Here is a 15506-nt window from a genome sequence, read left to right on the forward strand (position 1 = left end):
ATCCTATTACAAAATAGAACCATGAAACTATTCATTACTTCATTGCTTATTTGCCTGTTGTCCATCACAGTGCTGGCCCAAGACAAGGTAACCCTAAGCGGTTACGTGAAAGACAAAGCCTCTGGCGAAGAGCTGATCGGCGCCGCGGTCAGTGTGCAGGAACTACCCGGCGTGGGTGTCATGACCAATGCCTACGGCTTTTACTCGCTTACACTGCCCAAGGGCAGCTATACCGTGCAGATCAACTACCTGGGCTACGTGCCGGTCAGCAAGACCCTGGAGCTGACCGACAGCAAGAACCTGGATGTGGAGCTGAACCAGAACAGTACCGCCCTGAAAGAAGTGGAGATCACCACCCATAAGGAAGACCACAACGTCCGTTCGCTGGAGATGAGCACCCAGAGAATGCGGGTGGCCGAGATAAAGTCCATGCCTGCCCTGCTGGGTGAGGTAGACGTGGTAAAGGCCGTACAGCTGATGCCGGGTGTGCAGACCGCTGGCGAAGGCACTTCGGGCTTCTATGTACGGGGCGGCGGCGTGGACCAGAACCTGATCCTGCTCGATGAGGCCCCTGTCTACAATGCCTCTCACCTGATGGGCTTCTTCTCGGTTTTCAACGCTGACGCCATCAAGGATGTGCAGCTCTACAAAGGCGGTATACCTGCCCAGCACGGCGGCCGGCTGTCCTCGCTGCTCGACATCCGCATGAAAGAGGGTAATAATCAAAGACTGGGTGTATCTGGCGGCATCGGAACCATCTCCAGCAGACTAACAGTGGAGGCGCCTATCGTAAAAGACAAAAGCTCGTTTATGCTTTCCGGCCGCCGCACGTATGCCGACATGTTCTTTGGCCTTAGCGGCGACGATAATATCAAGGGGAACCAGCTTTACTTCTATGACCTCAATGCCAAGGCAAATTACACAATCAGCAAGAAGGACCGCCTGTTTGTGTCCGGCTACTTTGGGCGTGATGTGGCATCCACGAAGGACTTTATGATGAACTGGGGCAACGCCACGGCCACCGTGCGCTGGAACCACCTCTTCTCCGACAGGCTCTTCTCCAACACAACGTTCATTTTCTCCGACTTTGACTATGCGCTTGGCTCCAAGGCAAGCGAATCGGAGTTCACCTGGAAGTCGCACATCAAAGACTACGGCATCAAAAACGATTATGCCTATTTCCTGAGCCCGAAACACCAGCTTCGCTTTGGTTTGCAGGCTACCTATCACCACTTCATGCCGGCTGAGGTGAAACCCGGGAAAAATTCCTATGTGAATGAGCTGAAGCTAAACGCGAACAGTGCCCTGGAGGCTGCCGCCTACCTGAGCAACGAACACCAGGTTACTGACCGTCTGACAATCGACTATGGTCTGCGCCTTTCAAGCTTCACTAGCCTGGGGCCTGGCAAGGTATACCATTACGACGAGACCACTGAGGCACCTATCGACACGGTGGAGTACGGCCGCCTCGAAAAAATAAAGCACTACGGTGGGCTGGAGCCGCGCCTTGCTGCCCGTTACGAGCTGAGCGAGGTGAGCTCCCTCAAAGCCTCCTACAACCGCACGCTGCAGTACCTGCACCTGGTGTCCAACTCCACTTCTGCACTGCCATTTGATGTGTGGGTGCCGAGCAGCGCCCACGTCAAGCCACAGGTCGCCGACCAGGTGGCGGTAGGCTACTTCCGAAATTTCAGCGACAACATGTTCGAGGGCTCGGTGGAGGTATATTACAAATGGATGGATAACCAGATCGACTATAAGGACTACGCAGAGATCCTGCTCAACGAGCGCCTGGAGACAGAGCTGCTCCGGGGAACGGGCGAGGCCTACGGAGCCGAGTTCTACCTGCGCAAGCAGAAGGGGCAGCTGACCGGCTGGCTGAGCTACACTTTGTCGAAGACTGAGCGCACGGTGCCGGGCATCAACGAAGGAAACCCCTACCCGCTGCGCCATGACCGGCGCCATGCAGGCAACCTGGTGCTCTCCTACCAGTTCAGCCCCAGCATTACTATTGGAGCCAACTGGACCTACGCAACCGGCGGCGCCATCACCATGCCTGTAGGCCGCTACGAGTACAACGGCAAAACCTACCCGGTATACTCTGAGCGCAACGGCTACCGCCTGCCGTCTTACCACCGCCTGGACCTGGCGGCTACTTACGAGAAGCCGAAAAGCGAGTTCAGAAAGTTCGGAAGCTCCTGGACGCTGAGCATTTACAATGCCTATGGCCGAAAGAACGCCTTCTCGATCTTCTTCCGCGAAAGTGAGGATGACAGAACCAAAACCGAGGCTGTGAAATCCTACCTGTTCGGCATTGTGCCCTCGCTTACCTATAACTTCAACTTTTAATCTGTAACCGAAATAAAATCATGAAAAAGATTGTGCTATACCTGCTCAGCATGCTGGCCCTTGCCTTGTACAGCTGCGAGGAAGTGATTGACTACGAACTGAGAACTACCGACACCAAACTGGTGGTGGAGGGATTGATCACCGATCAGCCGGGTCCCTACCAGGTCCGCCTCAGCCAGACCAAAGGCTACCTCGATGACGGAAGAACACCCAGCGTGAACGGAGCGCTGGTCATCATCTCTGACAACCGAGGCAACACCGACACGCTCCGCCAGGTGAGTGAGGGCCTCTACGAGACCACAAAGCTGCAGGGCATCCCGGGTTATACCTATTACTTAAGAGCTCTGGTGAACGGCCAGACGTATACCGCCCAGAGCTTCATGCCCACCGTTTCAGTTGTCGACTCGCTGACATTTGAATACAAAGCCGCCTCACAGATGGCAGAGGAAGGTTACTATCCGATCATCCACTTCCAGGACCCGGCCGGCAAAGGCAATTATTATCGCTGGAACGTATTTATAAATGACATCCCGGACCCAGACGAGCTAGCGGTGCTCAGCGATGAGATATACGATGGCAACTATGGCCATGCCGACATGCAATTTGACCTACAGCAGGGAGACAGGCTGAAAGTGGAGCTGTACGCACTGGACAAACCGGCTTATAACTTCTGGTTTGCACTGATGAACCAACAGAACGCCGGTGGGGGACCTTTTGAAAGTACACCGGGCAATGCACCAGGCAACATCAGCAACGGAGCTTTGGGCTTCTTCGGGGCATCAGCCGTTTCAGTGATAGAAGCGACTGTGAAATAGGTGGTAAATTCGATATCATTAAACTTAACGCAGCACGACCATGCATATCTTATTAAAAACAGAAGACATAGCCAAACTTGTGCTTTCCTATCTGGGCAGTTTATACCTTGGTTATGATTGGTGGCTATTTTTCGCACTGCTACTGGCACCTGATGTAGGCATGCTCGGTTACCTGGTCAATACCAGAGTAGGGGCATTTACCTACAACCTGCTCCACCACCAGGGCATTGCAATTGCTGTAGGCATGGCAGGTGTTTACTTTGGCTATACAAACTTACAGCTGGCCGGGCTTTTGCTCTTCGGTCACAGTGCCATGGACAGGGCCCTGGGCTATGGACTAAAGTATACAGACAGTTTCAAGCACACTCATTTAGGATGGATTGGTCCTAAAGAGAAGCAGCCGCTTGAGCAAGCCAAATCTGTCTGATAGTATTACCGGTGCAGGTGCTCCCGCTCGGCCAGCTCAAATACCTCGTTTAAGTTGTAGGTATGCACACCTGGCTGGGCGGCTATACCTGCGTTGATCATGGCCTGCGCCACTACCTTGTCTTCGTAGGGCCTGTACTTGCCGGCTATACCTACTTTGTCCAGGAAGTGCATCACTTTGTAGGCCACCTCTTCGCCGGCGCGGCTCTCTTTGCGGTCGCCGTGCAGCAAGCCAGGCTGGATGATGCTGATGCTCTGGAAGTCCAGCTTTTTCACGTTCTCCTCCAGTGTGCCTTTCATACGGGAGTAGAAGATCATGGAATCTTTGTCTGCTCCCGACGAGGAAACAAGCACGTAGGCTGGGACACTGTTTTGCGCGGCGGCTTCGGCAAACTTGTACTGGTAGTGGTAGTCGACCTTGTACTGCTCGTTCTGTCCGCCTGCCTGCTTGAGCGTGGTACCCAGCGTCGAGAAGAACACGTCGCCTTTTACCAGGTGCTGCCAGTCTTCGGGTTTGTCAAAATTGATCAGGTGCTCTTCCAGTTTGGCATTGGCTATACCTAGTGAACGGCGGCCGAACACAATTACTTTGTTGAATCGCTCATCTGCCAATAGCTGCTGTACCAGTTGCGTCCCCACGAGGCCGGTTGCGCCTATTACGAGTGCTGTTTTCATTTTCTTGGTTCGTTTATCTGTTCGAAAAAATTTCTATACCTGCTATACGCGCTCCTCTTTGCCGGCTCCGGTCAGTTGCTCCGACACGTCCCACAGTTTGCTGGCCAGTTCGGAGCTTACCTGCGGATTCGTTCGGCCGGGTCTACGTTTGTAGTAATACCCTCCGTCCTGCCAGTCTTTGCCCGGCATCGTGCTGATGAGCCAGACCAGGGTATCAGCTCCCTGCTCGGGAGAAATCATGAAAAAGCGTTTGAAAGCCGACTCATAGATCCACTTGACAGTGCTACCGCCTTCCCGTGCAAAACCGGTGCCCACCACACCCGGATGAAACGAAGCAGCCCATACTCCCTTAAAGCGCCTGCTGATCTCCATGGCATGCAGTATGTTCATCAGCTTTGCTGCCCCGTAGGCCCGGAAACTTTTGTAATTCCTTCCATTCTCCAGGTCATCAAAATTGATACGGCCCGTCAGGTTGGCTGCACTGGACGTATTGATCACAATCGCCTTGGAAGCTTCCAGCCGTTCCTGCAGCAGGTATGTGAGCAGAAAGCCGGATAAATGATTCACCTGCAGGGTCATTTCGTGGCCGTCCGGGGTCACCCGCCGGTCAGCGATGATACCGCCCACATTGTTGACCAGCACATCGATGCGCGGATATTTCTCCAGCAGACTTTGTGCAAAAGCACGCACCTCTGCAAAGCGGGTATAATCCACCAGATAATAGTCGCAACCGATCTCCTCTGCCAGTCTTCTGGTTTCATCGGAGCGACCTGTGATCACCACGTGTGCTCCTTTTTGCCGGAGGTTACGGGCAGCTGCCGCGCCAATTCCGGAGCTGCCGCCTGTGATGATGATGGTTTTGCCGCTGAGCTCATTTGTCATAGTTTCTATTTTGATGGTCGAAGATGAAGGTACAGGTATAGCTGTAAGCTTAGCATAACGAAAAATGATGGTTTTTGGCTGAAAGAGGACTTCATGCGTAGAGAGAACAATCCAACAAGAAGCACGCCATTCGCCATGAAAAATGTCAAGACGCTTGCCATCCTGAACACTGTGTTTTTCCTGCTGCACCTGATACCCTCGCAGCTCACGCAGCTGGAGCTTTTCAATAGCCAGACCATTGGCGATGTGTCCGCAAAGTATCCGGCGCTTTTCACCCCGGCGGGTATCACCTTTTCAATCTGGGGCGTCCTTTACCTGGCGCTTTCGGCTTTCTGCATTTACCACCTCGTAAAAGCATTTAAAGAACCCGTCTTGCACGAAGCCAACGCGGACCTGAAGCGGCTCGGCTTTCTGTTCATGCTCAACAACCTGGCTACCGGCGCCTGGACCATCGCCTGGGTAAGTGAGCAGCTGGTGCTTTCGGTGGTGCTGATCCTGATCCAGCTGATCACGCTGCTGCTGATCCACCTGCGACTGGGCATTTTCGACCCTGCCCGCTCTGCCGCTTCCCGCTGGTTTACGCAGGTGCCGCTAAGCTTATACTTCGGCTGGATCATCATCGCCACGGTTGCCAACATCAGCTCTGCCCTGGTGGGTTTAGGATGGGACGGCTTTGGCCTGAGCGAAGGACTTTGGGCCATGATCATGATCGTCGTAGCCACATTGATCGTTGTGTTTGTAGTTCTCAGCCGGACGAACCCTTTTGTGGGACTGGTCGGTTTATGGGCGCTCTACGGCATTATCCTGAAACATCAGGAACTCAATGCATCCGAAAGCCCGCAGATCATCACGACTGCCTGGATCTGTCTGGCGGTGGTGGCCCTGGTGGTGTTACTGGTGTTTTTCAGGTATGGAAAAGCGGTGCGGCAGGAGGCATAGACAACCTATGCCTCAGATAAAAACAGCCTGTCAAACAACTGATCAGCTAATGTCTTTAGGCCTCTTCAGGATTAAGTTTTCTTTAAAGCTTCTTTAGTCGATCAACATTTCAATACAGAAATAAGCGACTGAGTTAGAATTTACCTGATATTTCATCTACTGAAAAGTATACCTGTAATACATCGTTTCAGAAGGTTCGCCGCGAATGGTCGTTTTAACTTCATGCGTGAGCAGTCCCTCCTTGTTGTAGTAATAGCGTGAGATCGTTCCACTGCCGGCACCAGTATGACGTTCCCGTTTGGCGGTGGCCCTCCCCTCCGCATCGCGCTCATAGGTAATTTCCGTGTCATATTCGTTCGCCAGTACCAGCTGCCCTTTGCCATTGTACTGATACGTCATTCTGGGCTCCAATCTGCCAGCTGACTGGCGCGCCAACTCATCCAGCACCGTGCTATACCCATGCTTCGAAAACATAAAGCGCTGCTTCCCCGGGTTCTTTTCAACGAAAGCATACAGCTCATATTCATAGTCCACGCTCCCGTGTTCCTTTACTCGTCCGTCTTCAATTTTAGTATAGCTATACCTTGGCTCCGACATCCCTTTGGGCGAGAAAGTAAGATGATCCCGTCGCAGGACGGTATTGTCAGCCCCAAGCAGGTAGGCCCTGGTGAGTTCGCGGGACTGACCATAGGTGCCATACAGGTTGCGCCGTTCGGTATAGGTCGTATCGTTCTGCTCCCAGGTGCGCAACTCATAATCCTGGTGCCACTCCTGCTTCGTATGGCTCCAGGTATATTTGCCGGCCGTTTCATTTCCATCTGCTTCAAGCAATATTCTTTCTGAATAAACCCAGTCAATACCCTCTCTTCCGGATCTGTCTTCTGAGGTGCCTGGCTTTATTTCGTAAGAGATCGTCGACATGATGTTACCATCCGCATCATAAGCCGTATCCAGCCTTCTGCTGATGCGGTCGTTATGGGATGTCTCTTTCCGGATGACTCTGCCATTATCGTCCAGCAGTAAGTACCACGCCAGGTAGCGCGGGTATACAAGCTTGCGTTCGTAAAACTGCTCCCGCTCTACATACACCTCCTTCACCCCCTTGCTCTTATACAGCTCGTCCAGCGTCACCCCATACACCGGATCGATCTCAGGGATCTGATCAGCAGATTGCGTACAGGCTGAGAACTGAAAAGAAATCAGCAGGAGAAGGCAGGCGGACTTGAGGGTCTTGGTCATGGGATGTTGCTCTTGTATGGCAGAAGGTAGATGCAGCTTACAAGATATGTTGTGAAAGTGAAAACTCCATACCTGGTGTTGGTTTAACCTACTGAATTTTCCTGTGCCACATAAGGGTGCTAAGCATGAAATATCAGAAAGCAGAAACAAAAACGTTCGGAATAATGGTTGCTTCCCTGCCGCAGCTACAGCATCCGAAACTTATTCATGCAACAACCTTCTGGCCGTTTCCAGAACAGCACCGGCGCATGAAGATCCTGATCAGACAACCGGAATCATTTTTGAAGGGAGTAATAGCCTCTTCGACCTCATAGACCAGAACCAGGCATACTTCGACAAAGGGCTCGATATGATTGTCATTAAAGGAGATGGCAACCTCATACGGCTTTACATTTCAAGCCCAACAAAGCAAAAGCAACGTTTTATTATAAGCTGGGAGCCCGGCTAAAAGACGCGCATTGCCAGCAGGCTTTACAGACCATATAGGCCCGGTAGCAACAGTCTTTTATCAGTTCAGTAGAAATCAATCAGGAATTATAAGCATCATACACATTCCAGGCCCAGAGGATGAATGGAATGATGATCGTCCACCAGAAAAAGAAAGTCAATATCCCGCCGAAGATCCAGATGAAGATTCCCTTCAAAACATGCCCTTTGATGAGCTGGCCTAATCCCGGAATGAAGAAAGAGATCAAGGCAGGTAAACTGTGTGTTTGCTTTTGCATATCGTCTGGTTTAAGGTTCAAAAATGAATGTGATGATGAAGTATATGGCCTATACAATTCAATTATCTAAACGCATTATAGCTGTACTGTCTGAAAAAACAGGAATAAGCCACTCAAATATTTAAACCTGGTAGCTATGAGCTTTAAAATAGAAAGCCCATTCAGTTTAGCTGAATGGGCTTTCTATACAGTTCATTACCTAGTTAGCATTGTTCTGGCTAGTTGGGTTCAGTTTTGCAGTAGGCTGTGGCTTATAAATAGCACCTGTAGCGAAGTCAATTACAGCGCCAGGCCAGAACAAAAGCACATCAGCTATAAGCGCACCAACACGAACTTCTCGCTGTGGTTGACCAGGAGCAGGTTTAGTTCGCTGATATTCAGTTACGGGTCCACCAAATACTGTAGCACAGCTGGAAAAGGAAGCAGCAAGCAGGATAAATGCCATGCCTTTAATTAAATTCTTTTTCATTTAAGTAGGTATAAAAAGATTGAAGTTCCGACAAATATAGCAAAAACAAAATATTTCGCATTTTAATTTTGTGTAATTTTATCTTGCGTAAAACATATCTTATTTCCTTTTCATCCAGCTTTTTAATGATCCCCGACCACGACACCAATTTTGCTTTTTTCAGCAGCCTGATTAAAGAACGGCCAGCGCTGAAAAGCTTTTGGCTGTACCTGGAGAAGGAGCTCAAACAAGCAGGTATACCCTACAGCTTTATCGATAACACAAACGATATCAGGTGTCGCGATTATATGCCGGTGCAGGTAGCACCAGAGCAGTTTGATTTACCAGAAGATGAGGAAGCGTTGAAAGAGGCGGAGCGGATTTTCAAACGGTGTCAGGTTATACCTGTGCCGAGTAGTGCTTTAGATGAGGATGGTGGGGTGTTGAATTGTGCGACCTGGAATGTGAGGTTTGACAGACAAACAGCCAACAGGATCAGCAGGAACCAAGAGGATTAGTCTGCACCTCCTGCGGTTGAATGGCGTTTATTCCGCTACTTCCACGATCATCTCTACTTCTACTGCCATGTTAAACGGAAGCGCATTGGTACCTATCGCAGTCCGCGCATGTTTGCCCATGTCCCCAAAAACTGCGATCATCACATCTGAATACCCGTTGATCACTTTCGGCTGGTCGTAAAAGGTCGCGGCCGAATTCACATACCCATTCACTTTCACGATACGCTTTACCCGCTTCAGGTCACCCAGTTCTTTTTTCAGTACTGCCAGTTGCAGCAGGGCAACCAACCTTGCCGCCTCATACCCCTGCTCTACGGTCAGGTCCTGTCCCAGCTTGCCTTTAATGTACTCCCCGTTGCTGTTACGCGGACCTTTGCCCGACAGGTAAATCAGATTTCCAACTTTTACAGCGTCTACGAAACTGCCACCGGCGACCGGCACTTGCGGCAGTTGGATGTTTAATTGCGCTAACTTTTCTTCGGGTGACTGCGCAAAAGCCACGAACGAGGTAAAGAACATTAGGGTCAGTAGTAGTGTTTTCATACCTGTAGAATAGGTTAAGTAATGGCAATCAGATCGCTGCTCTGTCATCGGACGAGGTTTTACACCTAAAGGTTGAGCCTTTAGATAGCCTTATTTGCTACCTGTCACCCGCCCTGTCATTTCGACGATAGGAGAAATCTGAATATGTTCGCTTATACCTGTACCTTCAAACAATAGGTATAGGACTTCGTATACGTTTATAAATATTCCAAATAATCTATATTTTTCCTCCTAACATTCTACATATTTCCCTATCTTGAGCCTTTGTTTTAACACCGAGTACACCCTTACATGGCCAAGAAGAATACCCCTGCCGCTAAAGCTAAAGCGGATATAGATTTTGAAAACGAACTCTGGAATGCCGCTAACGAACTGCGCGGCGCGGTAGCTGAGAATCAGTACAAAGACTACGTGCTCTCACTGCTGTTCTTAAAGCACCTCTCCGAGCGATTTGAGATACGCAAGCAGGAGCTGCAGCTCTCGCTTTTTGAAGACCCTGAACAATACGGTATACCTGTACCGACGCAAAACTTTGCGTCGCTGCCTCAGCCTGAGCAGGAAAGCTACCTCAGCGCCGTGTTGGAAGACGAGTTGGAGTACCAGGTAAAGAACGTTTACCGTCTGCCGAAAGAAGCGACCTGGACCTACCTGCGCGAGAACGCTGAGCAGGACGACATCAAGGTGAAGGTGGACCAGGCATTTGTGCTGATCGACGAGATCCTGAGCAAACGCAACCCCGACTACAAAGGCGTGCTGGAGCCGATCTTCGTGAAGAGCCAGCTCTCCCCTACGCAGGTGGCCGGGCTTATCAACCTGTTCTCCAAAGAGAAGTTCTCCGAGATCAACAACCCCGAGTCTGACATTTACGGCCGCGTGTATGAATATTACATCGGCAAGTTTGCCATGGCCGAAGGTTCCGGTGCGGGACAATTTTTTACGCCGGGCTCGGTGGTGCGTCTGCTCGTGGAAATGCTGGAGCCGCTCAAGGGCCGCATCATGGACCTGGCCTGCGGCTCGGGTGGTATGTTTGTACAGAGCCTCAAGTTTCTGCAGGCGCACGGCGGCGACAAAAACGACATTTCCATTTACGGTCAGGAGCGCTACGAAGGCACGCTGCGCCTCTGCAAAATGAACCTGCTGCTGCGAAACCTCTCCTTCGACGTGAAGCTGGGCGACTCGCTGCTGCAGGACCGCTTCCCCGACCTGAAGGCCGACTACGCCCTCATGAACCCGCCGTTCAACATCAGTAACTGGCATCCCGAGCTGCTGCCCGACAACGACCCGCGCCTCTTCGGGGCCAAAGATACTTTTACCACACCCGGCAACGCCAATTACATGTGGTTCCAGACGCTGTGGCACCACCTCTCGGAGCGCGGAACGGCAGGTGTGGTGATGGCCAACGGCGCCATGACCACCGGAAGCGCCGGTGAAAAAAACGTGCGCGAACACATGATACAGCAAGGCATGGTAGACTGCATTGTGCAGATGCCTGACAAGCTGTTCCTGACCACCGGCATACCGGCCTGTATCTTTATCCTGAGCAAAAACCGCGACGGCCGCGACGGCGAGCACCGCGAACGCAAAAACGAGATCCTCTTTATAGATGCCCGCAAACTGGGCACTATGGCCAGCCGCCGCCTGCGCGTGTTCGAAGATGCCGACGTGGCCCGCATTGCCGACACTTACCACAATTGGCGCAACATCGGCGGCAGCTATACCGACACGGAAGGCTTCTGCAAGTCCGCTACCATAGCCGAAGTTGCCGCCAACAATTACGTGCTCTCGCCGGGCCGCTACGTAGGCTCCGAAGCCGAGGAAGACGACGGCGTTCCTTTCGAAGAAAAGATGAAGCTGCTGACCTCCGAACTTGCCGCTCAGTTTGAAGAAAGCGCCCTGCTGGAGAAGCGGATTCGGGAGAACCTGGAGGGGATTGGGTTTGGGTTGTAGGCGCAGCTACTTTAAGGTATAGAGAACTTGACACATATCATGGATTCAGGAAAAGAGCTTATTGAACGGTTAAATACTTCAGACGAAACCTCCCGGATAGAGGCAAAGAAAGGAAGTGCCATTGATCGTTCTATCATGGAAACGATATGCGCCTTCTCTAACGAGCCTGGCCTGGAAGGTGGCTATATTGTATTGGGTGTCGAGCGAAAAGAACTTACGCTTTTCCCATCCTACGAGGTAACAGGTGTAGCTAACCCTGATAAGCTACAATCTGATCTGGCTTCTCAATGTGCAGGAAGCTTTAACCAGGCTATCAGGCCAGAGATTTTTGTGGAAAGCATTAATGGGCTGAATATTCTTAAAATTTATGTCCCCGAACTCCCTGCCTCGCAAAAACCGGCTTATTTTAAACATGAAGGCCTTCCCAGAGGTGCTTTCAGAAGAATAGGCCCAACTGACCAACGTTGCACAGAGGATGACCTGCTACTGTTCTTTAACCATAACGAAACATTTGACAGCGCGCTGGTTACCGATACTTCCTGGGAGGATGTCGACGAAAATGCTGTTGGAACATACCGGACTTTAAGAGCCAGGGTAAATCCCTATGCCGAGGAACTAACCTTTACAGACGAAGAGCTGCTGATTTCCTTAGGCTGTGTAAAAAAAATTGCCGGTAAAGCACACCTGACGTATGCCGGATTACTGGTGTTCGGAAACAGGATGGCCCAAAGAAGGCTGATGCCTGCTGTCCGTTTAGACTATATCCGTGTGCCTGGTAACGAATGGGTAGCTGACCCTGACAATCGTTTTACCACGATCGACATGCGCGGCCCCTTGCTTATATTATTGCAGCGAGCCTACAATGCCATAGCCGATGATCTGCCTAAAGGCTTCCTTCTACCCGAAGGGCAACTTCAGGCCGAGTCAATTGGATTGCCTGGACGCGTACTGCGCGAGGCCCTGGTAAATGCCTTAATGCACCGCTCCTACCGTGTAAACCAGCCTACCCAGATTATCAGGTATGGCAATCGTATAGAGATTATCAACCCTGGCTTTTCGCTCAAACCAGAAGATCACCTGGGTGAGCCGGGATCAGAACAACGGAACCCTTTTATTGCTGCTATTTTCCATGAAACCAACCTGGCAGAGACAAAAGGAAGCGGCATCAGGACCATGCGGAAATTGATGGAGCAAGCGGGCATGGTGCCTCCCACGTATGAGTCGAACCACAGCAGCAACCAGTTTACCGCCAGGCTGTTATTGCATCATTTCCTGAGCGAGGAAGATTTACGTTGGCTGCAACAGTTCAAACAATTTGATTTAAGTGAAAACCAAAAGAAAGCCCTGATCTTTGTCAGGGAAGTTGGCGCTATAGATAATGCTACTTTCAGGCAACTGAGCGGCCTTGAAGGAAACAAAGCAAGTGCTGAGCTTAGAGCACTCAGAGATAACGAACTACTTGAACTGAAAGGCAAAGGACGGGCAACTTATTATATCACTGGTAACACACTACCTGCCAGGCTTAACACACTACTTAAAGGAGATAACGAACCAGTTCCGATTACTAACGAACCACCTGATAAAGATAACGAACCAGTAGTAGAAAACTTAACGAACCAGTTACCTAAAGATTTAAGGGACGTGATTACCAGAATGGGTAAACGCAAGTTCAGTAAGGAAGATACCGCTCGTGTAATTGTAGACCTTTGCGCCTGGAGACCATTAAAGCTGAAGGAGATAGCAGCACTATTAGGGAGAACAAGTGAGAAGCACCTATTACATAGTTATATAACACCTTTAAGAAAAGTAGGCAAGCTACAGTATACGGAACCAGACATGCCCAACCATCCGGAGCAAGCTTACAGGGCGGTGTAACTATTAAAAAACTTAGAGCTATGAACATGGAGATGTTTAACCCGCCCCACCCAGGCGAGATACTACGCGAGTACATGAACGGCATTGGCAAAACAGTAACAGAAGTTGCCCCTGGCCTCAACACCAGCCGCAAGCACCTGTCGCTGATCCTAAACGGACATACGAGAATTAGCGCTGAAATGGCCCTCAAGCTTTCAGTAGCCTTTGACACCACGCCCGATTTCTGGCTGAACTTCCAGAAAAACTACGACCTGTGGCAGGTACGGCAGAAAGTAGATACCTCCAAAATCACGCATTTTCTGAGGTCGGCGGCGTAGGCACCGAAGCCGAGGAAGACGACGGCGTTCCGTTTGAAGAGAAGATGAAGCTGCTGACTACCGAACTAGCCGCTCAGTTTGAAGAAAGCGCCCTGCTGGAAAAGCGGATTCGGGAGAATCTGGAGGGGATTGGGTTTAGTGTAGCTGAGCAAAACAACTAATGTAATTAGCCAAACAACCAACACACTAATTTATTTAGTATTTGATAAAACATTTTTTGATATTTACTCTATAAAGTAATGATAAGCTCTCAATATGCAAACGACTTAATAGCCTTACCCAAGAAGCTAATCGAAGGTGAAGCAATAATAGAGAATAAATTATTAAGTCCTTCAACACCATTTCAAGAGCGATTTTATTTAGTTTCTGAATTCGATCGAAGTGTATCGTGCTTTATAGAGGTTTTTCAAAGTGCAAAGAACAGAACAAAGATTTCACTTCATTGCCAAGATGAAGATACTAGCTACGGTTTAATAAGAGTAGATTATAATGGCAGGCACAAAAACCCTGAAATGGTGAATGAACATGTTCCTACTTCTTTTGTCCCTTATGCTGGTGAATGGTTGGACCATTATCCTGGGCATATACATTATGTGATTGATGGATATGCTCCTTTAAACTGGGCTATTCCTCTAGAAATAGATCCGTTTGATGTGAAGGAGGTGAATTCATTCAACGATTTTGCTTCCGCTTTTGAAAGCTTTTGCAGATTAATCAATTTGCAAACAAATATTAGAATCCACAGACAATTAACTATCTCTCTATGAGCTGGATGGACACCCATATTAACAATTACTACCAGTTTCTTCGGGAAAAGACAGTATTGCGAGAAGATACACAGAGTGGCTGGGTAGAAATAAGCACGCCATTTACAGGATTGTTCAATGACTCCATTGATATATACGCCAAAAAAGAAAACGATAAAATTCTCCTATCCGATGATGGAGAAACTTTGCGTAATCTTGAATTGAGTGGAGTTCAGTTAACCCGTTCACCCAAACGGAAAGAACTTCTTGATCAGATTTTATTAAACTATGGTGTAAGACTTGAAAAGAACGAGTTAATAACCGAGGCGAAAGAACAGAATTTTCCCCAAAAGAAACTGAATATCTTATCTGCCATTTCAGAAGTTAATGATTTATACTTTTTAGCTAAACATACTGTATCTTCTGTTTTCAGAGAAGATGTCCAACACTTCTTGGATGAGCAGAACTTGATTTATACACCACATTTTATTTCTAAAGGTACAACGGGGCTTGAGTTTACTTTTGACTTCCAGATTGCTTATCGGAAAACCGAAGTTGTAATGAAATCATTTAACGCCATTAACACTATGAACCTGCCCCACTTTCTATTTACTTGGGAGGATATAAAAAGTGTAAGAGAGAAACAAACAGGAAAAAGTGTGGTTGGCTTGGCTGTGATTAACGACACAAATTATGAAGTAAAAGAAGAGTTTATAACTGCGCTGCAGAGCAAGGGAGCGGAATACATATTATGGAGCGAAAGGAATAAACCTGAAAATGTTCAGAAACTTAAAGAAGTTGCCTAAATTAATTTAGCAAAATAGTATGGAAAGGATGTTTGTTTCATCATCAAACTTATACTCTGTCGGTTATGACTCAAGAGTGGGAGTACTAGAAATAGAGTTTAGAAGTGGTGGGATCTACCAATATTTTAATGTACCATTTCATATTTATGAAGCATTGATGAGAGCAAGTTCTCATGGCGAATATTTTAGCGCTTACATAAAGAACAGATACAGATGGAGGCGAATTCGCTAATTATTTTTTTCTATAAAACTGTTA

The 15506-nt window shown here is 49.1% G+C and carries 18 protein-coding genes; 12 read left to right on the top strand and 6 right to left on the bottom strand.

Features of this window, described 5'->3' with window-relative positions; genetic code table 11:
* Positions 1-21: 21 nt before the first annotated feature.
* From AC5FXQ_RS04950 to AC5FXQ_RS04960, 3 genes are read left to right on the top strand one after another with little or no spacing between them, the layout of a single operon-like run.
* Positions 22-2349, top strand: coding sequence for a TonB-dependent receptor (locus tag AC5FXQ_RS04950; protein ID WP_493601384.1), 2328 nt, complete (start codon positions 22-24; stop codon positions 2347-2349).
* 20 nt (positions 2350-2369) lie between these two features.
* Complete coding sequence (locus AC5FXQ_RS04955; RefSeq protein WP_493601385.1) at positions 2370-3164, top strand: DUF4249 domain-containing protein; 795 nt, start codon at positions 2370-2372, stop codon at positions 3162-3164.
* Positions 3165-3204: 40 nt separating this feature from the next.
* Positions 3205-3591 carry a DUF4260 domain-containing protein gene (locus AC5FXQ_RS04960; RefSeq protein WP_493601386.1) on the top strand — a complete coding sequence of 129 codons (387 nt, stop codon included), beginning with the start codon at positions 3205-3207 and terminating at the stop codon, positions 3589-3591.
* Between the two features lie 5 nt (positions 3592-3596).
* Here AC5FXQ_RS04960 and AC5FXQ_RS04965 read toward each other — a convergent pair whose 3' ends face one another.
* Both AC5FXQ_RS04965 and AC5FXQ_RS04970 read right to left on the bottom strand, forming a co-directional pair.
* Positions 3597-4265 carry an NAD(P)H-binding protein gene (locus AC5FXQ_RS04965; RefSeq protein WP_493601387.1) on the bottom strand — a complete coding sequence of 223 codons (669 nt, stop codon included), beginning with the start codon at positions 4263-4265 and terminating at the stop codon, positions 3597-3599.
* A gap of 42 nt (positions 4266-4307) precedes the next feature.
* Positions 4308-5147, bottom strand: a complete 840-nt coding sequence (locus AC5FXQ_RS04970) for an SDR family NAD(P)-dependent oxidoreductase (protein ID WP_493601388.1) — start codon at positions 5145-5147, stop codon at positions 4308-4310.
* A 93-nt stretch (positions 5148-5240) separates the two neighbouring features.
* On the opposite strand from AC5FXQ_RS04970, the gene AC5FXQ_RS04975 reads away from it, so the two are divergent.
* Complete coding sequence (locus tag AC5FXQ_RS04975; RefSeq protein ID WP_493601389.1) at positions 5241-6086, top strand: TspO-related membrane protein; 846 nt, start codon at positions 5241-5243, stop codon at positions 6084-6086.
* Positions 6087-6242: 156 nt separating this feature from the next.
* On the opposite strand, the gene AC5FXQ_RS04980 is transcribed toward AC5FXQ_RS04975, so the two are convergent.
* A complete protein-coding gene (locus AC5FXQ_RS04980; RefSeq protein ID WP_493601390.1) occupies positions 6243-7325 on the bottom strand; it encodes a hypothetical protein in 1083 nt (360 codons plus the stop codon).
* Positions 7326-7450: 125 nt separating this feature from the next.
* Between AC5FXQ_RS04980 and AC5FXQ_RS04985 the strand changes: the two genes are divergently transcribed.
* Positions 7451-7639 (top strand): hypothetical protein, encoded by a 189-nt coding sequence (locus tag AC5FXQ_RS04985; RefSeq protein ID WP_493601391.1) that lies wholly within the window; start codon positions 7451-7453, stop codon positions 7637-7639.
* 213 nt (positions 7640-7852) lie between these two features.
* Here the strand turns inward: AC5FXQ_RS04985 and AC5FXQ_RS04990 are convergent, their stop codons facing one another.
* Positions 7853-8050 (bottom strand): hypothetical protein, encoded by a 198-nt coding sequence (locus AC5FXQ_RS04990; protein ID WP_493601392.1) that lies wholly within the window; start codon positions 8048-8050, stop codon positions 7853-7855.
* A gap of 199 nt (positions 8051-8249) precedes the next feature.
* Positions 8250-8519 (bottom strand): hypothetical protein, encoded by a 270-nt coding sequence (locus AC5FXQ_RS04995; protein WP_493601393.1) that lies wholly within the window; start codon positions 8517-8519, stop codon positions 8250-8252.
* 68 nt (positions 8520-8587) lie between these two features.
* Here AC5FXQ_RS04995 and AC5FXQ_RS05000 point away from each other — a divergent pair, with 68 nt between their 5' ends.
* Positions 8588-9016, top strand: coding sequence for a hypothetical protein (locus tag AC5FXQ_RS05000; protein WP_493601394.1), 429 nt, complete (start codon positions 8588-8590; stop codon positions 9014-9016).
* Positions 9017-9043: 27 nt separating this feature from the next.
* Here AC5FXQ_RS05000 and AC5FXQ_RS05005 read toward each other — a convergent pair whose 3' ends face one another.
* Positions 9044-9559 carry a RidA family protein gene (locus AC5FXQ_RS05005; RefSeq protein WP_493601395.1) on the bottom strand — a complete coding sequence of 172 codons (516 nt, stop codon included), beginning with the start codon at positions 9557-9559 and terminating at the stop codon, positions 9044-9046.
* 291 nt (positions 9560-9850) lie between these two features.
* Between AC5FXQ_RS05005 and AC5FXQ_RS05010 the strand changes: the two genes are divergently transcribed.
* From AC5FXQ_RS05010 to AC5FXQ_RS05035, 6 genes are all read left to right on the top strand, one after another.
* Positions 9851-11506, top strand: coding sequence for a type I restriction-modification system subunit M (locus AC5FXQ_RS05010; RefSeq protein WP_493601396.1), 1656 nt, complete (start codon positions 9851-9853; stop codon positions 11504-11506).
* A 39-nt stretch (positions 11507-11545) separates the two neighbouring features.
* Positions 11546-13381, top strand: a complete 1836-nt coding sequence (locus AC5FXQ_RS05015; protein WP_493601397.1) for a DUF8451 domain-containing protein — start codon at positions 11546-11548, stop codon at positions 13379-13381.
* A gap of 20 nt (positions 13382-13401) precedes the next feature.
* Entirely contained in the window at positions 13402-13698 is a 297-nt protein-coding gene (locus AC5FXQ_RS05020; RefSeq protein WP_493601398.1) for a HigA family addiction module antitoxin, read from the top strand.
* A gap of 239 nt (positions 13699-13937) precedes the next feature.
* Entirely contained in the window at positions 13938-14465 is a 528-nt protein-coding gene (locus AC5FXQ_RS05025) for a DUF6978 family protein (RefSeq protein WP_493601399.1), read from the top strand.
* Entirely contained in the window at positions 14462-15250 is a 789-nt protein-coding gene (locus AC5FXQ_RS05030; protein WP_493601400.1) for a DUF1828 domain-containing protein, read from the top strand. The genes AC5FXQ_RS05025 and AC5FXQ_RS05030 overlap by 4 nt, the downstream gene beginning before the upstream one ends.
* A 28-nt stretch (positions 15251-15278) precedes the next feature.
* On the top strand, positions 15279-15482 hold the full coding sequence (locus AC5FXQ_RS05035; protein WP_493601796.1) for a KTSC domain-containing protein: 204 nt from the start codon (positions 15279-15281) through the stop codon (positions 15480-15482).
* Positions 15483-15506 lie beyond the last annotated feature (24 nt).

The organism is Pontibacter sp. LHS1 (assembly GCF_058932855.1).